This window comes from Microbacterium terrisoli, from assembly GCF_030866805.1.
GTDB lineage: Bacteria > Actinomycetota > Actinomycetes > Actinomycetales > Microbacteriaceae > Microbacterium > Microbacterium terrisoli.
On the sequence record NZ_CP133019.1, the window covers coordinates 32,946 to 54,666 of the forward strand.

The following is a 21,721-nucleotide window of genomic DNA, read 5'->3' on the forward strand; positions in this document are numbered from 1 at the left end:
CTGGCGATCGGCCCGCGAAGCCGCAGGATCAGGTGCGCGTCCTCCGCAGGAGCGTCGATGTCGCCATGACGACGGCCGTCACCGCAGCGAGGATCGCCACGCTGAGGAAGGCGACCTGGTAGCCGCCGGCAAGGTCCCCGGTGCGGACGGTGGTCGCGGCGGCCACCGTCGCCAGGATCGCCAGGCCGATCGCGCTGCCGGCTTGCTGGCCTGCGGCGAACAGTGCACCGGCCATGCCGCGCTGAGGGGGCGGCACGTCATGGGTCATCGCGAGCGATGCCGCGGGGAGGGCGAGACCGATGCCCGCCGATGTGATCAAGAGGGGGCCGAGGACGTCCGCGACATAGCTCCCGTCTGCAGCGGCCTGGGCAAGCCAGAGCTGCCCGCCTCCGATCAGCACGAACGCGACCACGAGTTGCCACCCGGTGCCCAGGCGCGGCAGGAGTCGCCGGGATGCCTGGGTCGAGACGAGCATGACCATGGCGCTGGCGGGGGCGAGCGAGAGCCCGGTGACATCGGGGCTCAAGCCGAGGACGCGCTGAACATAGAGCGAGGCGAAGTAGACGTAGCCGGCGAGGGCCGCTCCCAGCACGAGCACGGCACCGATCATGACCGCGCGGTGTCCGCGGAGCAGGGCTGCCGGAAGCATCGGGCCGTCCGTGCGGCGCTCGATCAACACGAGAGCCGCGGTCAGCAGCGCGGCCAGGGCGAGCGGTGCCCAGACCACCGGGTCTGCGAGACGGTGCTGCTCGGCGTTGCTGACGCCGAGGATCAGGGCGCCCATCGCCCCCGTGGCGGCCAGAGCGCCCGGCAGATCGAGGCGGATGCCGGCATGACCGCGGGCAGCGGGGATCCGGAGTGACACCAGCATCACCAAGACGAGGACGATCGGGGGGTTCACGAGCAGCACCCAGCGCCATCCGGCGTGCTGGGTGATGAGTCCGCCGGCGAGGATTCCGGTCAGCGCCCCGGCGGCGACGGAGCCCTGGAAGATGCCCATGGCGTGCGTTCGTGTCTGCGGCTCCGGGAACGCCTCCGTCAGCAGGGCGAGCGCGGCGGGTGCGACCAGCGCCGCACCGGCGCCCTGAACGAGACGGGAAGCGATGAGGATGCCGGGGCTCAGCGCCAGACCGCCGCTGAGGGAGGCGAGTCCGAAGACGGCAAGGCCCCCGATCACGGTGCGGCGGTGGCCGAGCAGGTCGCCGAGGCGCCCACCGAGCAGCAGCAGCGAGCCGAAGGTGAGCGCGTATCCGGTGACGATCCACTGCAGCCCCGCGGCGGTGAAGCCGAGTTCCCGCTGCACCGTCGGCAGGGCGACATTGACAATGGCGAGGTCGAGTTGAAGGACGAATTGGGCGGCCGCGGTGAGCCCGAGGGCCCACCGCCGTCCGTGCGCGTCCGCGGCGGTGACGACACTCATGGAGGGTCTCCGATCAAAGCGATGAACAGCAGAAGTAAACGCTACTGTACCGTTTACTTAGAACGGAGACGACCGTTTTGCCGAAGAGCGGCGTGGGCCGCCCGCTGCGGGGTCAGCCGAGGCGGGACTGCTCGCCGAGGCGATGCCAGGTGCGGTTGTGGTAGACGAGCGCGTCGCCGTGAGCGCCGGGTTCGACGTCGCGCTCGAGCCGAGACTGCAGCGCGTGGGCGGCGATCACCGTCGAACCGCCGGCATCCATCCGCCCGATCACCGCGCACCGCACCCAGGCGCGCACGTCGTGATACACCGGCTCGCCGGTGACCAGCCGCGACCAGCCCGACTCGTCGGCGAAGCGATCGACGCCGCTGGTGGCTCCCAGTCGTGCCAGCGGCAGGTCGTGCGCATCGAGCAGGTGCACGACCACGGTGTCGGCGCGGGCGAGAGTGGGCGAGGCCGACGACTGGGCCGAGATCGAGAAGATCAGCAGCGGGGGCTCTGCGCTCACCGAGGACACCGACGTCGCCGTCAGGGCGACCGGGCCTTCGCCCGCATCGGCGGTGATGACCGCGACCCCGCCGGGGTGGCCGCGGAACAGCGCCTTGAAGTCGTCCGCCGACAGTGACGCTCCGAGCGTGTGCGGCGCGGGGGGAGCGGCGGAAGCGGCGATGCCCGCGGCGGGCGAGGTGGTCGACATGGTTCGACGCTAGACGCGGCGTGCGGCGCCGACTGTCGCGCATGAGCCCTTGTGACGGCGTGTGAAGCGTGTGTCAGGGCGGCGGCATCCGGCGTCATCTGCGGCAATGCGACGACGCACACCGACACGCGCGCGCGGGGGCGGGAGGCGATGGCCGACCATGGCGGCATGGGTCTTCATGTCGTCGCCGTTTCGGGCAGCCTGCGCTCGCCGTCCACCTCGACCGCACTGCTGAACGGCGTGCTCGATGAGCTCGAACGGTCTGCGCCGATCGAGCGCTCCGTCATCGAATTGCACGCGCTGGCAGGCGACCTCGCCGTGGCACTGACCGGAGGAGAGAGGTCGGATGCCGCGGCCGCGGCGATCGGGGCCGTCTCGGGTGCCGATCTGCTCGTGGTGGCCACCCCCGTGTACCGCGGGGCGTACACCGGACTGTTCAAGGAATTCTTCGACCTCGTGCATCAGGATGCGCTCGAAGGAACCCCCGTGCTGCTGGCGGCCGGGGGAGGCAACGACCAGCACTCGCTGGTGATCGACCACGGCCTGCGACCGCTGTTCGCGTTCTTCCGCGCGCGGACGCTGCCTGTCGGCGTCTATGCGCGCGGCGTCGACTTCGTCGACGGAAGGATCGACCCCGCGGGGGCGCTGCCCGCCGCGATCACGCGGGCGGTGGATGCGGCTCTGCCGCTGCTGGCCTATTCGACGGTCGGCACGAGGGCGTAGAGGGCCTCTTCGGTCTCGCGGCCCAGGCCCGGTGCGAAGGCCGTCGATCGTGAGACCTCGCTGAAGCCGTTCTTCTCGAGCACCGCGACCGAGCCCTGGTTGTGCGTGGCCACGCGCGCGTACAGCGGCCGGGTCGCCTGGTGCGAGACCAGCAGGCGCAGCGCTTCGGTCGCGACGCCCCTGCCCCACGCGTGCCGGGCGATCCAGTAGGTGACCTCGCGGTCGCCGTCATCGGTCGTCCACGCTCCGACCGTGCCGGCGAAGCCGCCGCGTTCGGTCACGACGTACTGGGTGACGGCGGGGTCGTTGCGCAGCCGCCGCATCCGGGCATCGAAGGCAAGGCGGTCGGACGGATCCTGCGCCGTGAACGCCGCCATGGCGATCGCTTCCCGGTCGCGCATCATCTCGAACACGGCGTCGGCGTCGTCGTCGTCGAGGTCACGAAGCTCGATATGCCCCATGGGCCAACGGTACCCGGCTGCGCACGCCGCCGGAATCCCCGCGTGACGGGGCGCCGGGCCGCACCGCGGTGATCGCGGCCGTCGTCAGCGCCGCAGCGACGACCCACGCCGACGGGTTCGATCCGCCCAGCAGCGCGAGCACGACCCCGGCCACGCCGCACACGACGGCGCCCACGGCGCGGCCCGTGCCGACGGCGGGCCATCCGGCGTCACGCCGCAGCTCGACGACGCCGGCCACGCGGACCACGGCCCACACGGCAGCACCCACCACGGCGAACCACAGCGGACGCGCGAGCCACCAGTCCGGTGTCAGTGGCACGGGCAGGTCGACCGGCAGCAGCAGCAATGCGCCGGCGAGGGCGATGACCACGAGCATGTGCCACGAATAGATCGTCATCGCGCGCAGGTTCATCCAGGCGACGGCGGCGGCCACGCGAGGTCGCTCCGCCCAGTCGCGCAGCCGGCCGCGCACCGACAGGAAGATCATCGTCTGTGCGATGCCGACCAGCACCAGCGCCCCCTGCGGCGGGTTGAGGGCCTCCAGCAGGTTGACGGAGAAGAATCCGGCGAGCATGCCGGTCGCCAACAGCGCGATCGCGCCGGCGACGATCATGGCGCGCACGCGCCCCGAGAGCCCGTCGAACGACCCGTCGGCCAAGGCGAACCCCAGCTGCTGCAGCAGCAGCCACACGAACGCCATGTTGATGAGCCCGAAGGCGGCAGCGCCCGTCGAGACCCCCACGATGTCGACGCCGATCACACCGGCCGCGAGCACTGCGATCGTCAGGTGCGGATGTGTCTCGTGCCACCGCATCATGAACGGCACGAGCGCGCTGCACCCGAGGTACACGGCCAGGAACCACAGGGGCTGGCCGATGTGGAACCCTGCCGTCGCGACCACCTCGGCCGGCACCCCGCAGACCACGAGCGTCGCCAGGAACACCGCCGCCGCGGCCACTGCCGCCGCGGTCGGCAGCAGCAGCCGCCGCAGCCGGCCGGCGATGTACTCCGTGGCGGTGCGTCCGCGGTCGCGTTCGCGGCTGAACTGGGTGTAGGCGGCAAACCCGCCCAGCACGAAGAACAACGGCATGATCTGGGCGAGCCACGTGAGCGCCGCGAAGCCCGGCCAGCCCTCCATCGCGTTGGCCAGCACCGGGGCGCCCAGCGCGTCGCGACTGACGCCGGCCATCAGGGAGTGCAGCAGCACGACGAGCACCAGCAGCATCGCGCGCACGGCGTCCACCGACCCGTCGCGGTGGGCCCGGGATGCCGCGTGCCGCGACGCTGCCGCGGCACGCGACGCGGCAGCGGCAGACGGGGCAGCGCCAGACGTTGCAGTGCTGAACCGGGCGGTGCTGAACCGGACAGTTCTGGACCGAGCAGTGCTGGGCCGGACAGTGCTGGACCGGACAGTGGACGCGGGCTGTGACACGCGTTCGCGCAGGGACATGCGGGCTCCTTCTGGCGACCACGGTCGGTCGCCGCAAGAACCATCGCGTCAGGATGCCCTCGCGCACATCACCCCGAGGAGCCATTCTCCGGGTTACGGGGGTAGGGGTCGCCCGGGCCGGTTCGACCCATGGCAGAGGTCGCCCCGCGCCAATCGCCGATCAGCTCGCCGGGTCGACCAGCCCTGCGTCGAAGGCGAGGATCACCGCCTGCACGCGGTCGCGCAGCTGCAGCTTGGCGAAGATACGGCTCACGTGCGTCTTCACGGTCTGCTCTGCCAGGAACAGTTGCTGGGCGATCTCACGGTTCGACAGCCCCTGGCCGATCAGGACGAGGATCTCGCGCTCACGCTCGGTCAGGTCGGCGAGCCGCAGCGCATGGCGGCTGACCGCGGGGCGCTGGGCCGCGAACCGCTCGAGCAGTCGCTTGGTGATCTTGGGGGCCAGCAGCGCGTCGCCGGCTGCCACGATGCGCACGGCGTTCACGAGGTCATCGGGCGAGGCATCCTTCAACAGGAAGCCGCTGGCGCCCGCGCTGAGCGCATCGTGCACGTACTCGTCGGCGTCGAACGTCGTGAGGATCAGGATCGCCGGCGCAGGCGTGGCCGAGCGCTCAGCGACGGCCAGGATCTCGCGAGTGGCCTCGATGCCGTTCGCCTTCGGCATGCGCACGTCCATCAGGATCACGTCGGGGCGGCTGCTGCGCGCGACGCTGACCGCCTCGAGCCCGTCGCCGGCCTGCCCGACGACGTCGATGCCGTCCTGCGCCTGCAGGATCGCGGCGAATCCCGCACGCACCATGACCTGGTCGTCGGCGATCATCACGCGGATCATTCCGGGCCCTCCTCGGGGTCGATGTCGTGGTCACGGGATGCCGCGGCTGCGGCATCCGCGCGCGGCAGGGTGGCCTGCACCTCGAAGCCGTCGCCGACGGGGCCGGCCTGCACGGTGCCGCCCAGGGCCTGTACCCGCTCGCGCATGCCGCGCAGGCCCTGGCCGCCGCGCTCGCTGCGCGCAGCGAGGGTGCGCAGCGCCGGTCCATTGCGCACGGTGAGGCGCAGCATCCGGTCGGTCTGCTCCCAGTGCACGGTGGCGGCAGCCCCCGGTGCGTGGCGCGACACGTTGGCCAGCGCCTCTTGCAGAACGCGATACGCCGTCAGCCCGAGCAGGGCATCGGCGCGCTCGGCATCGGTCAGCTGCCACGCGCCGTTGACCTCGACGGGGCCCAGCTCGCGCGAGCGCACGATGAGCGCGTCGACATCGCCGAGCCCCGGCTGCGGAGCCGCCTCGGCATGGTCCTCGTCCCGCAGCACTCCGAGGATCACGCGCATCTCGGCCATCGAGGCTCGCGCGGTGGCCGCCAGTTCGTCGAATTCCTGAGCCGCCTCGTCGGACAGCATCATGCGGTACCGCGCGCTCGCGGCCCGCACATGGATCGCCGACATGCCGTGCGCCACGACGTCGTGCAGCTCGCGTGCGATGCGGGCGCGGTCTTCGATGGCCTCGCGACGGGCGACCTCGGCCGCGGAGTGCGCGCGTTCGTCGGCGAGCTGCGCTCGCACCGCGTCACGGCTGCGCGCGAGGATGCCGAGGCCCGCCGCCGCTAGCGACACAGTCGCGAAGGTCACGAGGTTGGCGACCACGGCTCCAGCGGCGACGTCTGCGCCGCCGGCCCGAGACAGGACGAGGACCGGCGCCAGCAGGCTGACGATCCACCCTGTCGCCACGACGTACCAGCGGCCGCGCAGGCCGACGGCGATCCACGTCAGGCAGCACCCGATGAGTGTGGGTACCGCCACCGGCCACGGTGCGGCCGGCGTCGGATCGGCCCAGGCCGTCAGCGCGGCGATGGCGATCAGCGCGGCCGCCGTCCCCACCCGCGGCCACGCCAGGCCCAGAGGGATGGCCACGCCCAGGCAGAGCCCGAACAGCAGCGCGGCCGCCACCGGCGTGCCGTACACGGTGGCCCCGAGTGCCGACGCCGTGGAGGCGATGACGAGCGCGGCCGCCAGAGACAGAGCCCAGACGACGATGTTCCAGCGGCCGGCGACCACGACCCATCGGGACCGGAGCGGCCGTTCGGGTCGCGGCCGCTCGGCTCGCAGTCGTTCTGGCGGCCGGGGTGGCGCGACGCCGCCGTCGGAAGCGGGCGACACGGAGCTCAGCCCAGGCCGTGCTGCATGCGCAGGACGCGCTCGGCCCGGTCGCCGTCGCGGGCGGCCACGGCACCCCGGAACACGCGGTACATGTCGGTGCGTACTTCGCTGTCGTCCACGTGCGGCGACCACCCGAACAGGTTGCGCCGCAGCGCGAACTCGAACTCCTCGAGAACGTTCTGCAGCTGCCGGTTGCCGGTGGTGTAGGTGACGGCGACGAAGAACTCCATGCTCGCGCGCAGCAGTCCCCCGCGGTCATCGGCCAGCGAGGCGGCGATCATCTCGTCGATGAGGGTCAGCTGGTACGCCAGCTCTTGGTCGTCGGCGCGGCCGGCAGACATGCGCACGGCGTTGCCCATCGTGTAGACGATGAATTCGTGCGTCGCGGCCAGCATCGACTCGTCGGGCACCGACACACGCGTCCAGCGGTTGGCGGAGACCTCGACCAGACCCGATCTCTCCAGGCGCTGCAGGGCCTCGCGCACGGGCGTGCGGGATACGCCGAGCCATTCGGCCAGCTCGGTGTCGCGAACGCGTTCGCCCGGCGCGAGCCGTCCGTCCAGGATCGCCTCGCCCAGCACGCGGTACACCTCGTCGCCGAGTATCGCCCCGCGCGGATCGACGGGAGTGAAAGGAGCATCGCTGGTCATCGAACCGCAATATATCAGTACAGTGGGGTGGTCACGTTCGCGTGGCCTATCCGGGGGGATCCGTCGACGCCTGGGCCATTCGGTGCAAGCCGGGCCTGGGCGTCGAACGGTTTTCCTGCGCTGTCCATGCAACATTTGTGTCACCATCTGCGGAGGACTGGCTGTTGCGGGCTTGACTTCGTTACGGTTGATGCAATCCGGCGCACCGTGCGCCGGTAGCAAAAAGAACGGCAGTACATGAGCACGCAGGGCACCGTCAAGTGGTTCAACGCGGAAAAGGGCTTCGGTTTCATCGCCCCCGATGAAGGTGGCGCCGACGTCTTCGCGCACTACACCGCCATCGTGGCGAACGGGTACCGCTCCCTCGAGGAGAACCAGCGCGTCGAGTTCGACGTCGCACAGGGACCGAAGGGTCTTCAGGCCGAGAACATCAAGCCGATCTGATTTCGGCACCTCTCGACAGCAACGCCCCGGTGTCGGGTCGCTGTCGAGGCTGCATCTGCGGCTGAGACGATGACCGGACGTCGGGGCGTTGGTCGTGCCCGCGAACGGGTGCAGCGGCCGGTTCGGTGTTCGGCTCAGCGGCGGGTCAGGCGGTCGTAGTCCGCGAGCGCCTGCGCATCTTCGGCGTGCCGCATCGCGCGCCGGGCGGCGTCGAGGGCCTCGACCGGGTCGGTGACCTGGCGCGCGGTGGCCAGTTCGTCCTGCGCCGAGGCCAGGCGCACGCGGGCGTCGGCTCCGGCGTCTCCGATGGATGCCGCGGCTCGCGAGACCGCGTCGCGCGCGGCGGCGATCGTCGGCGGCAGCGCGGCGCGCGCACCCTGCAGACGCTGCTGTGCGCTGCGGGCGTCACCGAGCGCGAGATCCAGCCGGTCGCGCAGCCGGGCGATCTGGACGATGGCCTCGCGCGGTGTGCGCGCGGAGCCCGGCTCGAGACCGGTCAGCGACGCCTCGACCTGCCGGACCGCCTCGCCCAGGCGGGCTGCGGCATCCGGCTCCACTTCTTCTCTCGTGGTCAGGGCTTGCCGGATGGCGCTGCGCATCGAGGTGAGCTCATCCGGCAGCGCCTGCGCCGCCTGCACCACCAGACGGTGCACTTCTTCCAGACGCAGGGTCGCCTCCTGCGCGCGCCGGATGCGCCGCTCGGCCAGGGCGAGATCGTCCAGTGCGCTGCGCGACGGGTCATCGGCGGCGTCGGCGGCGCGATCGAGCAGCTGCTGGGCTTCGGCGATGTCGGCTTTCGCGGCAGCGGCAGCGGCAGCGGCATCCGCCCACTGCGACTCGTCGAACCGCGCCGACAGTTCGCGGATCAGCGCGTCGGGGTCACCGGTCTGCTCGCGCAAGCGGTCCAGCCGGGTGCGCGCGCTGTCGATCTGCGCTCCCGCCGAGGAATTCTCGGCCATCCAGCGGTCATGGTCGGTGCGGGCGCGTGCGATCGCGGCCATCGCCTCGGCGACGTGCGTGCTGACCGCTTGCGCACGGCGCTGCGTTTCAGCGGGGATGAGCGCCGTGTCGTCGCTGAGCGCCCGGAAGTCCTCGAACGCATCGGCGCGCACATGCTGGGCGACCATGCGGGCCCGGCGCAGCGACGCCGGGGCATTGCCGCCGTACAGCGCACCCGACAGGCCGAGGTCGAGGTCGAGCTCACCGACGGCGTCGTCGAGCCGCACGAGCGCGGCACCGGCTTCAGTTCGCGCGCTTTCGGCCGCAGCCCGCGCGCGCGGCGAGCGACGCCGGGCACGCACGATCAGACTGAGCGCCAGCACCGCGAGGGCCGCGACACCGAAGACGACGAGGGCCGGGATGAGCCAGCGCACGATCTCGCCGACGGTGGCGGCGGCATCCATCTCAGCCGTCTCCGTGGGCGGTGGCGTGTGCGGGGATCGCGGCATCCTGCAGCAGCAGAGCCCGCAGCTCCGCCACGGTCTGCACGACCGCTGCGGCGCCGTTCGCCTCGTCGGGTGCGCTGAAGCCCCAGCGCACGAAGATCACCGGGATGCCGTGCTCGGCGGCCCCCTCGATGTCGTGGTGGCGGTCGCCGATCAGCACCGGGCGGCTGATGTCGGCGCCGGCGACCCGCAGCCGGCGCAGCGCCTCGCCGATCACGTCGGCCTTGGTCGCCAGGGTCTTCTCGTCGGGGGTGGAGCCGGCCAGAGCCTCGAACCGGCCGGCCAGGGCGAAGTGCTCCATGAGCGCGACCACCTGCACCTCGGGCTTCGAACTGGCCGTCGCCTGGGGGATGCCGGCGGCGGCGACCTCGCCGATAAGCGCGGCGATGCCGGGGAACAGGTGCGCACCCGTCGTGTAGCCGTCGGCCTTGCCGACAGTGCGGTAGTACGTGACCGCTTCGGCCGACTGCTTCGGTGTCATGCCCACGTTGTCTTGGAACGAGTCGAACATCGGCGGGCCGATCCAGTGAACGAGGTCGGCGCGCGTGGGCGCGGCATGACCGAAGTGCTCGAGCACGATGCCGAGGCGACGCAGAATGCCGTCCGACGCGTCCACGATCGTGCCGTCGACGTCCCACAGAACACAGGTGTAAGGAGAACGCGCAGGCATGTCTCCAGCCTAGGGCGTCGGTCGGCGCCGACCCTGAGCGTCAGAACAGGCGCGGGGCGCCGGACTCGGTGCCCTTCATGCCCTCGTAGTCCAGCGTCACGCACCGGATGCCGCGGTCGGCGGCGAGCACCTTGGCCTGCGGCTTGATCTCCTGTGCGGCGAAAACACCGGTCACCGGTGCCAGGTGCGGGTCGCGGCCCAGCAGCTCGAGATAGCGGGTGAGCTGCTCGACCCCGTCGATGTCGCCGCGGCGCTTGACCTCGACGGCGACGGTGCCGCCGGCCGGGTCGCGCAGGAGCAGATCGACCGGACCGATCGCCGTGGGGTACTCGCGGCGCACGAGGGTCAGCTCGTCGCCGATCACGTCGACCTGCTCGGCCAGCAGGCGCTGCAGATCGGCCTCGACGCCGTCTTTGACCAGGCCCGGGTCGACTCCGAGCTCGTGCGTGGAATCGTGCATGAGCTCATAGATCTGCACGACCAGTTCGTCGCCGTTCTTGCGGTGCGTGACGCGCCATTGCTCCACGACGCCGGCGGCTGCGGCATCCTCTTCGGGCTCTTCGACCACCAGAGTGCACGGAGGACTCATCCAGTTCAGCGGCTTGTAGCTGAGGGAGTCGGAGTGGATCAGCAGACTGCCGTCGCCCTTGTGCACGAGCAGGCGGATGGCCGGATCGAGATGGGCGTTGAGCCTGCCGTGGTAATCGACGGAGCAGCGGGCGATGACAAGACGCACCCGCTGAGCCTACCCGCGAGGCGCGACGTCAATAGATCGTGTGGCCGGCGAGGTCGGGCACCCCGGACTTGCGGAAGAAGTAGCTGCGCACCTGGTCGCGCCACTCGATCGCACTGCGTCGCTGTTCGCAGAGGAGTTCGCGCATGCGGGCATCCAGTGCCGCCGGCACCGCCGCTGTGCCGACCAGGTCGGCCAGCGACTCCCATGCGGCCTCGACGGCGTCGAGCTCTTCGACGGCATCGTGCCGAGAATCGTAGATGTGCTGGATCACCGTCTTGCCGGCGTGCAGCACGTGCCCGTACGGCACATGGTGGAAGAACAGCAGCAGCTCGTCGGGGCAGGTGTCCACCGACTCGTACCGCTCGCGCCACGGCGAGGGGTATTGTCCGGCATAGCCGGTGCCGGTGGCCACCGAGCGGTCCACGCCCACGCCGTCCCGGTCGGCGAAGTGGTAGGTGCCCCACTTCGAGTACTCGTACGCGTCGACGCCGGGGCCGTAATGGCGCTGTTCGGCCGAGACCATGAAGCCGACCCCGAGCGGTGCCGTATACGACTCGTACCGCAGCCAGGAGCCGTCCATCATTGCGTGCAGCGCGACGCGGATGCGCCGGAAGGCATCGTCGGATGCTGCGGCGAAGGTCAGGCCGATCCACTCGTCCAGCACTGCCGTCGGCGTCAGCGTCGGATCCCACGCCAGCCGTCCGAACGCGTACAGATTCGCCTGCGCCAGCGGATGCCCGGTCCAGAACCGGTCGGTGCCGACGTTGGAGACCCCCACCACCGCGCCGGGGCTGTTCTGCTCGTCGCCGGTGACGATCTCGGCCACCGTGCGTTCGCCGTCGAGCCGGAAGCCGAGGTACTCGCTCCACGCCGACGCGAGGTAGCAGACGTGCCTCTGCTGGCCGGTGTATTCCTGGGTCACCTGCAGTTCGATCGCGAGCCGGGTGCGCGGCATCGCCGCGAGCACCGGCGAGAGAGGCTCGCGCACCTGAAAGTCGATCGGTCCATGCTTGACCTGCACGATGACGTTGTCGGCGAACTGTCCGTCCAGGGGCACGAAATGGTCGTATGCCGCACGCGCGCGGTCGGTGGACCGGTCGCGCCAATCCTGCTCGTGGTCGTAGACGAACGCGCGCCAGAGCACGATGCCGCCGTGCGGACGGAGTGCCGCTGCGAGCACGTTCGCCCCGTCGGCGTGCGTGCGCCCGTAGGCGAACGGGCCCGGCTGCCCTTCGGAGTCGGCCTTGACGAGGAAGCCGCCGAAGTCCGGAACGGCCGCATACACGCCGGCTGCGGCATCCACCCACCAGTCGGCGACCGCAGGGTCGAGCGGGTCGCCGGTGGCCAGGCCGCCGAGGGTCATCGGCGAGCCGAACGACACCGACAGGAAGGTGCGGATGCCGTAGGCCCGGAACTGCGCGGCGATCCTGGCGACCTCGCCGAGATCGTCGGTGAGCAGGCGAGCCTCGCGGGCGTGCACGTTGACGTTGTTGACGCACACTGCATCGACTCCGATGCTTGCCAGCAACCGCGCATAGGCACGCACCCGGCTGAGGTCTGATCGGACCCGCCCCTCGGCGTAGAAGATCGAGCCGCCGGCGTAGCCGCGCTCGACCTGCCCCATCCACGGATGGACCTCGACATTGTCCCAGTGATCGAGCATGCGCAGCGGCGCGGACGGCGCAGAGATCACGGTGCCTTCGGGTCGGACCCGGCCGGTCGCACGGTCGGCGGCATGCTCACGCACCAGCGCGTAGAAGCCCCGCAGCGCTGCGACGTCGGTCGCACCCAGCACCGCGACGCGGCCTGCGGCCCGGACGATCGCGTGACCGTCGTCGGGGATGTCGGGCAGCGCGGGCAGGCCGAGCGCAGAGGGGGCGGCCACCGCATCGGTGCGCGCGATGACGAGCCGTGCCTCGGCGGCGTCTGCCGAGGGCGCGTCGGTGAGCTCGTCGCGCACGGCGTCCAGAGCGGCGCCGGCACCCAACACGCAGACGGTGTCGAGACGGAAAGGAGCAACCGCCGCGTCGGGCAGCCACGCCGGGTGCGGGGGTGTTGCGGGCGTGGAAAAATCGCCGGGGTCAGGGCTCATGGTGCCGGTCTCAGTGCGCGTGCCTGTGCGCGAGCCGGTCGGGCACGGCGAGGGTCTCGATCGACGGGTGCCACAGGGGAGTGGTGTGCCACGTCGCGCGCAGCTCGTTGCCTTTTCGTGTGACGATCGCGCGGTGCGGCGAGGTCGGCACCACCAGCTGGACCACCGTGCTTCCCTCACCGCGGTTCTCGCCCCGGGCTGCGACGACGATCGACCGGGCGGCGTCTGCGTCGGTGGCGTCTGCGTTGTCACCGGATGCGTCGGCAGCCGTGAGCACGGTGCGCTGCCAGCCGTCCGCCGTGACGACGATCCGGCCCCGATCGGTGATGAGCTCCCAGCGGTCGGGTCGGTCTGCGTCGTCGACGAGGGTCCAGGATGCCGCATCCGGCACCGCGTCCGCGGACTGCTCCCACAGCGATCGTGCATCCCAGGAGTCCAGCGACGCGGCGCGGCCCGCGAGTTCGGCAGCGTCGGCAGGGCTGTCATCGACCGCGGCGTCGGAGAACGACTCGATCAGTCGCCAGATCGCCTCCAGTGTGTTCTCGGCCCGCGTGGTCGAGCCCTGGTAGGCAACGACGATGCCGGTCTCGGGGACGACCACGACGAACTGGCCGTAGGCGCCGTCGAGCCGGTACCCGTGCCTGCTGCGCCAGAGCTGGTAGCCGTATCCGCGCGACCAGTCCCCTCCGGTGCCGTCGTCGTCGGGCTCGCGGGTGTCGGACCAGGGTTTCGTCGCTTCCCGGATGAAGCTTTGCGGGATCACCTGGCGGCCGCCGAACCGCCCGCCGTCCGCGAGGGCGATCCCCATCCTCGTCATGTCGTCGATGTCGAGGTGCAGGCCGGAGAACCCCTGGTCGATGCCGTCCAGTGGAATCCACCAGCGGCGTCCGATCCCGAGCGGGCCGAACAGCCGTTCCTGGAGGAGGTCGGTGAGTGATCGGCCGCCGACGGCCGTGGCGATGGCCGAGAGCGCGTAGCTGGCCGGGGAGTTGTAGGCGAAATGGCTGCCCGGCGCGTAGTCGCGCGGACTTTCGAGCACGGCCGGGATGGAGAACGGCAGTGCCGCCGTCTGGTCTCGGCTGTGCCCGGTGTTCATGGTCAGCAGATGCCGCACGGTCAGCCCGTAGGGATTGTCTCCCCCGAGGTAGCGGTCGACCGGCGCTTCGACATCGATCAGACCGTCGGCCTCGAGCAGGCCGATCGCCGTCGCCGTGAAGGTCTTGGAGACCGAGTAGACCAGCGACGGGGCCTCGAGCGACCACGGCTGCCACGCGCCGCGGAACAGCACCTGGCCGGCGCGGGCGATGGTCAGTGCGTGGGGGTCGAGCCCGCCGCGCTCGAGCTCGTCGATCAGACGCAGCACGGACGCTGCCCGCAGACCCTGGCTTTCGGGAGAGGCCACGGGCAGACTCTGCGACGTCACGACTGAGCCCCGGTCACTTCATGGGCGGATGGGGCGCTCGTCGCGCATGCAGTGACCATGGATCTCCTTCGAAACTCTCGGCGAGCGTAGCGGCCGCGATGCGGGGTTGTCACATCCGCTCGACACGTTTCGTGATGCGCGATGGTGTCTACCCTGAGAGAGACCGAGATGGTGACGCGCGTGGGCATTGCCCGGCAGCCGACCGCAGACGACGGAGAGACGTGACGATGGAGCACACCTGGCGCTGGTTCGGACCGAATGATCCTGTGACCCTGGGCGATGTCCGACAGACCGACGCGACCGGCATCGTGACGGCGCTGCACCACATCCCGAACGGCGAGGTGTGGACGCCCGAGGAGATCCACAGGCGCCAGGCCGAGATCGAGGCGGCGGGGCTGACCTGGTCGGTGGTCGAGTCCGTTCCGGTGCATGAGCACATCAAGTGGGGCGGGCCAGGCCGCGACGAGGCTGTCGCGAACTATGCGCAGACTCTGCAGAACCTCGGGGAGGCCGGCCTGCGCACCGTCTGCTACAACTTCATGCCGGTGATCGACTGGGCACGCACCGACCAGCGGTGGCAGCTGCCCAACGGCGGCTACGCGATGCGGTTCGACTTCGCCGCGCACGCCGCGTTCGACATCCACATCCTGCAGCGGCCCGGCGCAGCCGACGATTACAGCGCCGAAGACCTCGAACGCGCGGAGCAATGGTTCGCCCGTGCGGACGATCAGGCGCGCGCGGCGCTCAGCGAGACCGTGCTGATCGGCCTGCCCGGATCCGAGGAGTCGTACGACCTCGACACGCTGCGGGGTGGACTCGAGCCGTACGCGGACCTGGATGCGACCGCCGTCCGCGGCAATCTCGCCGCGTTCCTGCGTGAGGTCGTGCCGGCGGCCACCGCATCCGGTGTGCGCCTGGCGATCCACCCAGATGACCCGCCGCGTCCCCTGTTCGGGCTGCCGCGCGTGGTCTCCGACGCAGACGATGTGCAGGCGCTGCTGGATGCCGCACCCGCCGTCGCGAACGGACTGACGATGTGCGTCGGGTCCTTCGGGTCGGTGCCGACCAACGACGTGGTCGCGATGACCGAGCGCTTCGCGAACCGCATCCACTTCGCCCACCTTCGCAACGTGACCCTCGAGGCGGACGGCAAGAGCTTCTTCGAGGACGGACACATCGACGGCGGCGCCGACATGGTGGCCGTCATCCGCGCGCTGCTGCGCGAAGAACGGCGTCGGTCTCGGGAAGAGGAAGACGCCATCCCCATTCCGCTGCGCCCCGACCACGGGCACTTCCTGCTCGACGACCTCACCCGACGCACCTATCCCGGGTACGCGCTGATCGGACGGCTCAAGGGCCTCGCGCAGCTGCGCGGCATCGAGGCGGCCGTCTCGGCGATGCTGGATGCAGAGCTCGGCGAGCAGGAGGGCCGATCGTGAGCGACTCCGTCGCAGCGCACCGGCTCTTCCCCGCCGACCCGGCGACGCGCGCGCTCGCCGGCGAACTGTTCGCACCGGTCGAGCACGCGCCGATCATCTCACCGCACGGACACGTCGATCCGCTCACCCTCGCCGAGGACCGCCCGTTCGACGACCCCGCAACGCTCCTGATCTCGAAGGACCACTACGTCACCCGGCTGCTGCACGCGTCGGGCGTGGACTTGGCCGACCTGGGCGTCGGCGGCGCCCCCGCCGATCCGCGGTCGGCCTGGCGCCTGCTGGCCGAGCACTGGCACCGGTTCGCCGGCACCGCCTCCGGGTACTGGATCGCAGAAGAGCTGCGGACGCTGTTCGGGCTGACCGAACCCCTCGCCCCCGCCTCGGCGGACCGGATCTACGACGCGATGTCCGCACGACTGGCCGACCCCGCGTTCCGGCCGAGGGCGCTGTTCGAGGCGTTCCGCATCGAGGTGCTGGCCACCACCGACGATCCGCTCGATGGGCTGCAGACGCACCGACGGCTGCAGCAGGAGGGCCTTCGGGTGCTGCCGACGTTCCGTCCGGACGCCTATCTCGACGCCGACTCGGCCCAGTTCGACCAGCGCGTGCATCGCCTGCTCGACCAGACCGGGCACAGCGCCGACTTCGCGGGGTACCTGAGGGCGCTGCAGGACCGGCGGGGGCATTTCGTCGACAGCGGAGCGGTCTCGGCCGACATCGGCGTGCTCGAGCCGACCACCGTCGACCTCGACGGCGCCGAGGCCGAGGCACTGTTCGCGCGGATCCTGGCCGGCCGGTCGACGGCGACCGAGCGCCGACAGTTCCGCGCCCACATGCTCTGGCAGATGGCGCGGATGAGCGTCGATGACGGACTCGTGATGACGCTGCACCCCGGCATCCTGCGCAATCACAGCACCGAGACCCTGCGGCGGCACGGGCCCGACACTGGTCACGACATTCCGGTGACCACGTCGTTCGCGGCCGGACTGCGGCCGCTGCTGGAGCGGTTCGGGCTCGTCCCGGGGTTCCACCTCATCGTGTTCACGGTGGACGAGACGACCTACTCCCGCGAGATCGCGCCGCTGGCAGGTTTCTATCCGAGCGTGTTCATCGGTGCGCCGTGGTGGTTCCTCGATGCGCCCGATGCGATCGGCAGATTCCGCGCGGCGGTGACCGAGACCGCGGGCTTCTACCGCGGCTCGGGGTTCATCGATGACACACGCGCGTTCTTGTCCATCCCGGTGCGGCACGACACGGCCCGGAGGGCGGATGCCGCGTTCCTGGCGCGTCTTGTCATCGAAGGGCGGGTGCGCCGCGCCGAAGCAGAGCGGATCATGACCGACCTCGTCGATGCGATCCCGCGACAGGCGTTCAAACTGTGAGCGAAGTGCCGAGGCTCTCACGCGGGCTGCTGGCCGCGCGCGGCGCACCGGCCGAGGTCGCGCCGGTACGCATCGTCCACCTTGGGCTGGGCGCCTTCCATCGTGCGCACCAGGCCTGGTACACCGCGCTCGCCGACGACGGGGGACAGTGGGGCATCGCCGCATTCACCGGGCGGTCCGCTGACATCGCCGATCGGCTGCGCCCGCAGCAGGGCGTGTACACGCTCGTCGAGCGAGGTCGTGACGGGGACCGGATGCAAGCGCTCACCGGCATCTCACACGTGCACACCGCAGACGATCATGCGGCCTGGGCGCGGCTGCTGGCCGCGCCCACCACGAGCGTCGTGACGCTGACGGTGACCGAAGCGGGGTACGCGTCACGCCTCGGCGGCGGGCTCGATCGCGCGAACCCGCAGGTGGCGAGCGACCTGTCGCGGGTGCGCATCGACGGGATCGCCGCACGGCCGGTGACGCCGGTCGGTCGGCTGGTGGTGGGGCTCGAGCATCGGCGACGGCGAGGAAGCGGGCCGCTGGCGATCGTCCCGTGCGACAACCTGCCCGGCAACGGCGAGGTGCTCCGCAGCGCTGTGACCGAGTTCGCCGCACAGGCCCTGCCGGACCTGGCGCGGGCGCTGCCCGAGACGGCGTCGTTCGTCTCGACGTCGGTGGATCGCATCACGCCCGCGGTCACCGACCGCCTCGGCGCCGAGGTGCGCGAGGCCATGGGCTGGTGGGATGCCGCACCGGTGGCGACCGAGCCCTTCTCGGACTGGACGCTGTGCGGCCGGTTTCCGGCCGGACGACCCTGCTGGGAGAGTGCCGGCGCGCTCTTCGTCGACGACATCGAGCCGTACGAGCTGCGCAAGCTCTGGCTGCTGAACGGCGCGCACAGCATGCTGGCGTGCCTAGGGCTGCTGCGCGGGCACGCCACGATCGCCGACGCCATGGACGACCGGGTCTGTGCCGAGGCGATCCGGGCCTGGTGGGCGGACGCCGTGCGGCACCTCGACCCCGCACTGCACGCGGATCACTATTGCTCAGCGCTCGTCGAACGCTTTCACAACCCGCGGATCGAGCACCGTCTCGGGCAGATCTCACGTGACGGCCTGGCCAAGCTGACAGTGCGCATCGCACCGGTCGCGGTGCGCGAACGCCGAGCCGGGCGCGCCGCGGGCGGGGGCGCGCAGGCGGTGGGCTGCTGGATCGCCGCCGCCGGTGAACGGCTGCTCGGTGAGGACGCGCGCGGCGGCGGCGTGCAGCGGGCGCTGTCGGCCGCCGATCCCGTGCGCGCCATGGTCGCCGCGCTCGACGCGTCGCTCGCTGCCGACGACGGGTTCGTCGGCGCGGTGCGGGGGTGGGTGCGGCGCCGGGGGGCGGCCGAGATCTGATGACGCAGGATGCCGCAGCCCGCCGGGTCGGGTGGACCATCGCCGCGTTGTGCCTGGGCACCACGCTGAATCCGCTGAACTCGTCGATGGTCGCCGTCGCACTGCTGGCCCTGCAGCACGACTTCGGCATCTCGATCGGCGAGGTCACGTGGGTGATCACGGTGTTCTACATCGCCTCGACGGTCGGGCAGCCGCTGATGGGGCGGGTCATCGACGCGTTCGGCGCACGGCGCGTGTTCTGCGGGGGCATGGTGGTCGTGGTCATCGCCGGGGCGATCGCGCCGCTGGGCCTGATCGGCGACAGCTTCTGGATGGTGCTGCTCTCTCGCGGAGTGTTGGCCATCGGCACGTCGGTCGCCTTCCCCGCCGCCGTGGCGCTGGTCGGTCCGCTCGCGGCGATGGCGTCGACGAGCGCTCCGCGGCTGCTGGCGCGGGTGCAGGTGGCGAACACGACCGCTGCGGCGCTGGGCCCGGTGGTCGGTGGCGTGCTGATCACGATCGCGGGATGGCCGGCGATCTTCCTTGTGAACGTGCCGTTGGGGATCGCCGCGCTGATCAGCGTCTGGGTGCTCGCACCGCGCGACACCGCGCGTACGGCGGTCTCGGGGTCCGCGGTCCTGCGTGTGCTCGACCCTGCCGGGGTCGTCGCCTTCGCCGTGGGCGCGGTCACGCTGCTGCTGGTGGTGCTGGGAGCCGCCGGGCCCGCGTCGGCAGCGGCGATGTGGATCACGCTGGCCGTGGGGATCGCGGCAATCGCCGTGTTCATCTGGCGCGAACTGCGGGCGCGCGCCCCGTTCATCGATCTGCGGATGCTGGCGGCCAACCGGGCGCTGTCGCTGAGCTTCATCGGCTTCGCGGTGTTCAGCGCCGTGTATTACCTGGCCTTCTTCGGGTTGCCGCAGATGTTGGAGTCGTTCGCCGGATATTCGACAGCGATCGTCGGACTGCTGATGCTGCCGCTGTCGGGCATGACGATCGCGATCGCTCCGCTGGTCGCGCGGGCGATCGACCGCCGCGGCCTTGCGCCGGTGCTCGTGGCGACCGGCGTGCTGCTGTTGGGCGCGTCTGCGCTGCTCGGCATCGGGGTGCTCACCACCGCACCGGTGTGGATGCTGCTGATGGCCGCGATCATGGGCGTGCCGTACTGCATGGGTTCGCTTGCGATGACCGAGGCGGTACGGCGTTCGGCACCGCCCGAGGCGGTGGGGGTGGCGTCGGGCCTGTTGCAGTCGATGCGCTACATCGGCGCGATCATCGCGACGGTGCTTCTGGGGCGGCTGCTTGCCGGGGGCGTGGATGCCTCGACCTGGGGAGCGGTCGTCATCGCGGCGTCGGCGATCGGAGTGGGACACCTGGCGGTGATGCTGGTGGCGGCAGCGGCGGTGCGCCGTCGCGCCGCGTGATCGCGCGTGCCGCGTCGTACAGCGCGGCACCGCGGTGATCTCGTGCGCTGCCGAAAGAGGTATGTGTTGTTTTTCCGCATTCAACTTCCCGTTCACACGGGGCGCCCTGCGTCGCCGGGCGGCCGGGCTGCGGGGTTGCGGGGCGCCGTGGGCTGCCGGGCTGCCGGGCTGCGGGGCTGCCGGGCTGCGGGGCGCCCTGGGCTGCCGGGCTGCCGGGTTGCGGGGCCACGGGGCTACGGGGCGCCCTGGCTCGCCGGGCTGCCGGGCTGCCGGGCTGCGGGGCGCCGTGGCTGCAGGGCTGCCGGGCTGTCGGGTTGCGGGGCTGCGGGGCGCCGTGGCTGCAGGGCTGCCGGGCTGCCGGGCGGCCGGGCTGCCGGGTGTGTGTGAACAGGAAGGTAAATGCGTGTACGAGGGGTGTATGTGTTTTGCGCGGCGGCGAGCCCGGTCGTGACCGGCGGCGGGCTCAGTCGCGGGCGTCGGATCCGGATGCCACGCGCCCGGCCCCGACCGTCGACCCGGCGATCGGGCGCGCGGCGCCCGAAGCCAGGCCCGACAGCACGATCAGCCCGACGATGATGTAGAGCGTGTTCAGCAGGCCGATGTGGTCGCTGATGTATCCGAGGGCGGGGGGACCGGCCAGGAAGGCGACGTAGCCGATCGTGGCGGCGGCGCTCACGCGCGCGGCGGCCTTGGCGGGATCGTCGGCCGCGGCCGACACGCCGATGGGGAAGCCCAGCGACGCGCCCATGCCCCACAGGGCCGCGCCGACGAACACGAGCGGCAGGGTCGGGGCGAGGATGAACAGCAGCAGCCCGCCACCGGCCAGCACTGCGAGAATCCGCAGCGTCAGCACACGGCCGAGCCGGTCCACGAGCGGGCCACCGAGCACACGGACGGCGGTCATGCACACCGAGAAGGTCGCAAGCGCGGCAGCGCCCAGCGCCTCGGGGGCATCGTGCCCGTCGACGACGCCCAGGGCCAGCCAGTCGTTCGCGCCGCCCTCGGCGAACGACATCCCGAGCAGGATCAGACCCAGCGCGTACGTGCGCGGCTCCTTCCACGCCGACAGAGCGAAGGCCAGGCGCTCACGCCAGCCGTGCTTCTGCTCTGCCGGTTCTGCGGCATCCATCGCGGCTTCCCGGATGGGGACGTTCGCGACGCTGAACACTGCGATGACGGCGATGACGGCCGCCACGATCGGCAGGTGCACCGCGGGAACCAAGCCCAGCCCGATCGCGGCGACTCCGAGCCCCGCGCCGATCACGGTGCCGAAGCTGAAGAACGCATGGAACAGCGGCATGATCGTCTTGCCGATGTGCTTTTCGATCGCCGCCGCTTCGACGTTCATCATGACGTCGAGGCATCCATTGCCGAAGCCCCACAGCACGAGGCCGAGCGTCACGACGGTCCAGGAGTGCAGCGCATCGGTGCCGATGCCGATCAGGACCACACCCACGGCGAACGTGAACATCGTCGCGAGCATGCCGCGCCGCGCCCCCCAGCGGGCAAGGATCACCGAGCTGACCGAGAGCCCCGTGATCGAGGCGATGCCGCCGATCAGCAGCATCAGTCCCACGTCGGTGCGGGTGATGTCCAGGGTGTCGCGGATCGCCGGCACACGCGCCGACCACGTCGCGATGCTCAGGCCGCTGGCCATGAAGACCGCGAAGATCGCGGTGCGCCACCGCACCAGCTGCGATCGGGTCAGTGCGAAGTCCATCAGCAGAGTCTATCGAATCGATTCGGC

At 71.1% G+C, this 21,721-nt stretch carries 19 protein-coding genes; 6 read left to right on the forward strand and 13 right to left on the reverse strand.

Annotated elements, in window-relative coordinates; genetic code table 11:
* Window positions 1–28: 28 nt before the first annotated feature.
* Together QU603_RS00180 and QU603_RS00185 are read right to left on the reverse strand one after the other, a co-directional pair.
* Complete coding sequence (locus QU603_RS00180) at window positions 29–1,420, reverse strand: MFS transporter (protein ID WP_308492480.1); 1,392 nt, start codon at window positions 1,418–1,420, stop codon at window positions 29–31.
* Between the two features lie 112 nt (window positions 1,421–1,532).
* A complete protein-coding gene (locus QU603_RS00185; RefSeq protein ID WP_308492481.1) occupies window positions 1,533–2,114 on the reverse strand; it encodes a flavin reductase family protein in 582 nt (193 codons plus the stop codon).
* 168 nt (window positions 2,115–2,282) lie between these two features.
* On the opposite strand from QU603_RS00185, the gene QU603_RS00190 reads away from it, so the two are divergent.
* Complete coding sequence (locus tag QU603_RS00190) at window positions 2,283–2,837, forward strand: NAD(P)H-dependent oxidoreductase (protein ID WP_308492482.1); 555 nt, start codon at window positions 2,283–2,285, stop codon at window positions 2,835–2,837.
* Here the strand turns inward: QU603_RS00190 and QU603_RS00195 are convergent.
* From QU603_RS00195 to QU603_RS00215, 5 genes are all read right to left on the reverse strand, one after another.
* Window positions 2,810–3,298, reverse strand: coding sequence for a GNAT family N-acetyltransferase (locus tag QU603_RS00195; protein ID WP_308492483.1), 489 nt, complete (start codon window positions 3,296–3,298; stop codon window positions 2,810–2,812). The genes QU603_RS00190 and QU603_RS00195 overlap by 28 nt on opposite strands.
* Complete coding sequence (locus tag QU603_RS00200) at window positions 3,276–4,541, reverse strand: acyltransferase family protein (protein ID WP_308492484.1); 1,266 nt, start codon at window positions 4,539–4,541, stop codon at window positions 3,276–3,278. The genes QU603_RS00195 and QU603_RS00200 overlap by 23 nt, the downstream gene beginning before the upstream one ends.
* Window positions 4,542–4,908: 367 nt before the next feature.
* Window positions 4,909–5,580, reverse strand: coding sequence for a response regulator (locus QU603_RS00205; RefSeq protein WP_308492485.1), 672 nt, complete (start codon window positions 5,578–5,580; stop codon window positions 4,909–4,911).
* The gene (locus tag QU603_RS00210; protein ID WP_308492486.1) at window positions 5,577–6,800 is read right to left on the reverse strand and encodes a sensor histidine kinase; all 1,224 of its coding nucleotides are present in this window, start codon (window positions 6,798–6,800) and stop codon (window positions 5,577–5,579) included. The genes QU603_RS00205 and QU603_RS00210 overlap by 4 nt, the downstream gene beginning before the upstream one ends.
* A gap of 107 nt (window positions 6,801–6,907) precedes the next feature.
* Window positions 6,908–7,552: a GntR family transcriptional regulator gene (locus QU603_RS00215; RefSeq protein WP_308492487.1), complete on the reverse strand. Its 645-nt coding sequence runs from the start codon at window positions 7,550–7,552 to the stop codon at window positions 6,908–6,910.
* 237 nt (window positions 7,553–7,789) lie between these two features.
* On the opposite strand from QU603_RS00215, the gene QU603_RS00220 reads away from it, so the two are divergent.
* A complete protein-coding gene (locus tag QU603_RS00220; RefSeq protein ID WP_308492488.1) occupies window positions 7,790–7,996 on the forward strand; it encodes a cold-shock protein in 207 nt (68 codons plus the stop codon).
* A gap of 134 nt (window positions 7,997–8,130) precedes the next feature.
* On the opposite strand, the gene QU603_RS00225 is transcribed toward QU603_RS00220, so the two are convergent.
* The 5 genes from QU603_RS00225 to QU603_RS00245 are packed head-to-tail and all read right to left on the reverse strand — an operon-like array spanning window position 8,131 to window position 14,341.
* Complete coding sequence (locus QU603_RS00225) at window positions 8,131–9,399, reverse strand: hypothetical protein (protein ID WP_308492489.1); 1,269 nt, start codon at window positions 9,397–9,399, stop codon at window positions 8,131–8,133.
* Between the two features lies 1 nt (window position 9,400).
* Window positions 9,401–10,111 carry an HAD hydrolase-like protein gene (locus tag QU603_RS00230; protein ID WP_308492490.1) on the reverse strand — a complete coding sequence of 237 codons (711 nt, stop codon included), beginning with the start codon at window positions 10,109–10,111 and terminating at the stop codon, window positions 9,401–9,403.
* Between the two features lie 40 nt (window positions 10,112–10,151).
* A complete protein-coding gene (gene nucS / locus QU603_RS00235) occupies window positions 10,152–10,847 on the reverse strand; it encodes an endonuclease NucS (protein WP_308492491.1) in 696 nt (231 codons plus the stop codon).
* A 28-nt stretch (window positions 10,848–10,875) separates the two neighbouring features.
* Window positions 10,876–12,939: an alpha-glucuronidase gene (locus tag QU603_RS00240; RefSeq protein ID WP_308492492.1), complete on the reverse strand. Its 2,064-nt coding sequence runs from the start codon at window positions 12,937–12,939 to the stop codon at window positions 10,876–10,878.
* 10 nt (window positions 12,940–12,949) lie between these two features.
* Entirely contained in the window at window positions 12,950–14,341 is a 1,392-nt protein-coding gene (locus tag QU603_RS00245) for a serine hydrolase domain-containing protein (RefSeq protein WP_308492493.1), read from the reverse strand.
* A gap of 248 nt (window positions 14,342–14,589) precedes the next feature.
* On the opposite strand from QU603_RS00245, the gene uxuA reads away from it, so the two are divergent.
* Genes uxuA through QU603_RS00265 form a run of 4 tightly spaced genes read left to right on the forward strand, consistent with a single transcriptional unit; the run spans window position 14,590 to window position 19,974 of the window.
* Window positions 14,590–15,801, forward strand: coding sequence for a mannonate dehydratase (gene uxuA / locus QU603_RS00250; RefSeq protein WP_308493903.1), 1,212 nt, complete (start codon window positions 14,590–14,592; stop codon window positions 15,799–15,801).
* Entirely contained in the window at window positions 15,798–17,183 is a 1,386-nt protein-coding gene (gene uxaC, locus QU603_RS00255) for a glucuronate isomerase (RefSeq protein WP_308492494.1), read from the forward strand. Before uxuA ends, uxaC begins: the two co-directional genes overlap by 4 nt.
* A 5-nt stretch (window positions 17,184–17,188) precedes the next feature.
* A complete protein-coding gene (locus tag QU603_RS00260; RefSeq protein WP_308492495.1) occupies window positions 17,189–18,571 on the forward strand; it encodes a mannitol dehydrogenase family protein in 1,383 nt (460 codons plus the stop codon).
* A complete protein-coding gene (locus QU603_RS00265; protein WP_308492496.1) occupies window positions 18,571–19,974 on the forward strand; it encodes an MFS transporter in 1,404 nt (467 codons plus the stop codon). Before QU603_RS00260 ends, QU603_RS00265 begins: the two co-directional genes overlap by 1 nt.
* 463 nt (window positions 19,975–20,437) lie before the next feature.
* Here QU603_RS00265 and QU603_RS00270 read toward each other — a convergent pair whose 3' ends face one another.
* On the reverse strand, window positions 20,438–21,694 hold the full coding sequence (locus QU603_RS00270; protein ID WP_308492497.1) for an MFS transporter: 1,257 nt from the start codon (window positions 21,692–21,694) through the stop codon (window positions 20,438–20,440).
* Between the last annotated feature and the right edge of the window lie 27 nt (window positions 21,695–21,721).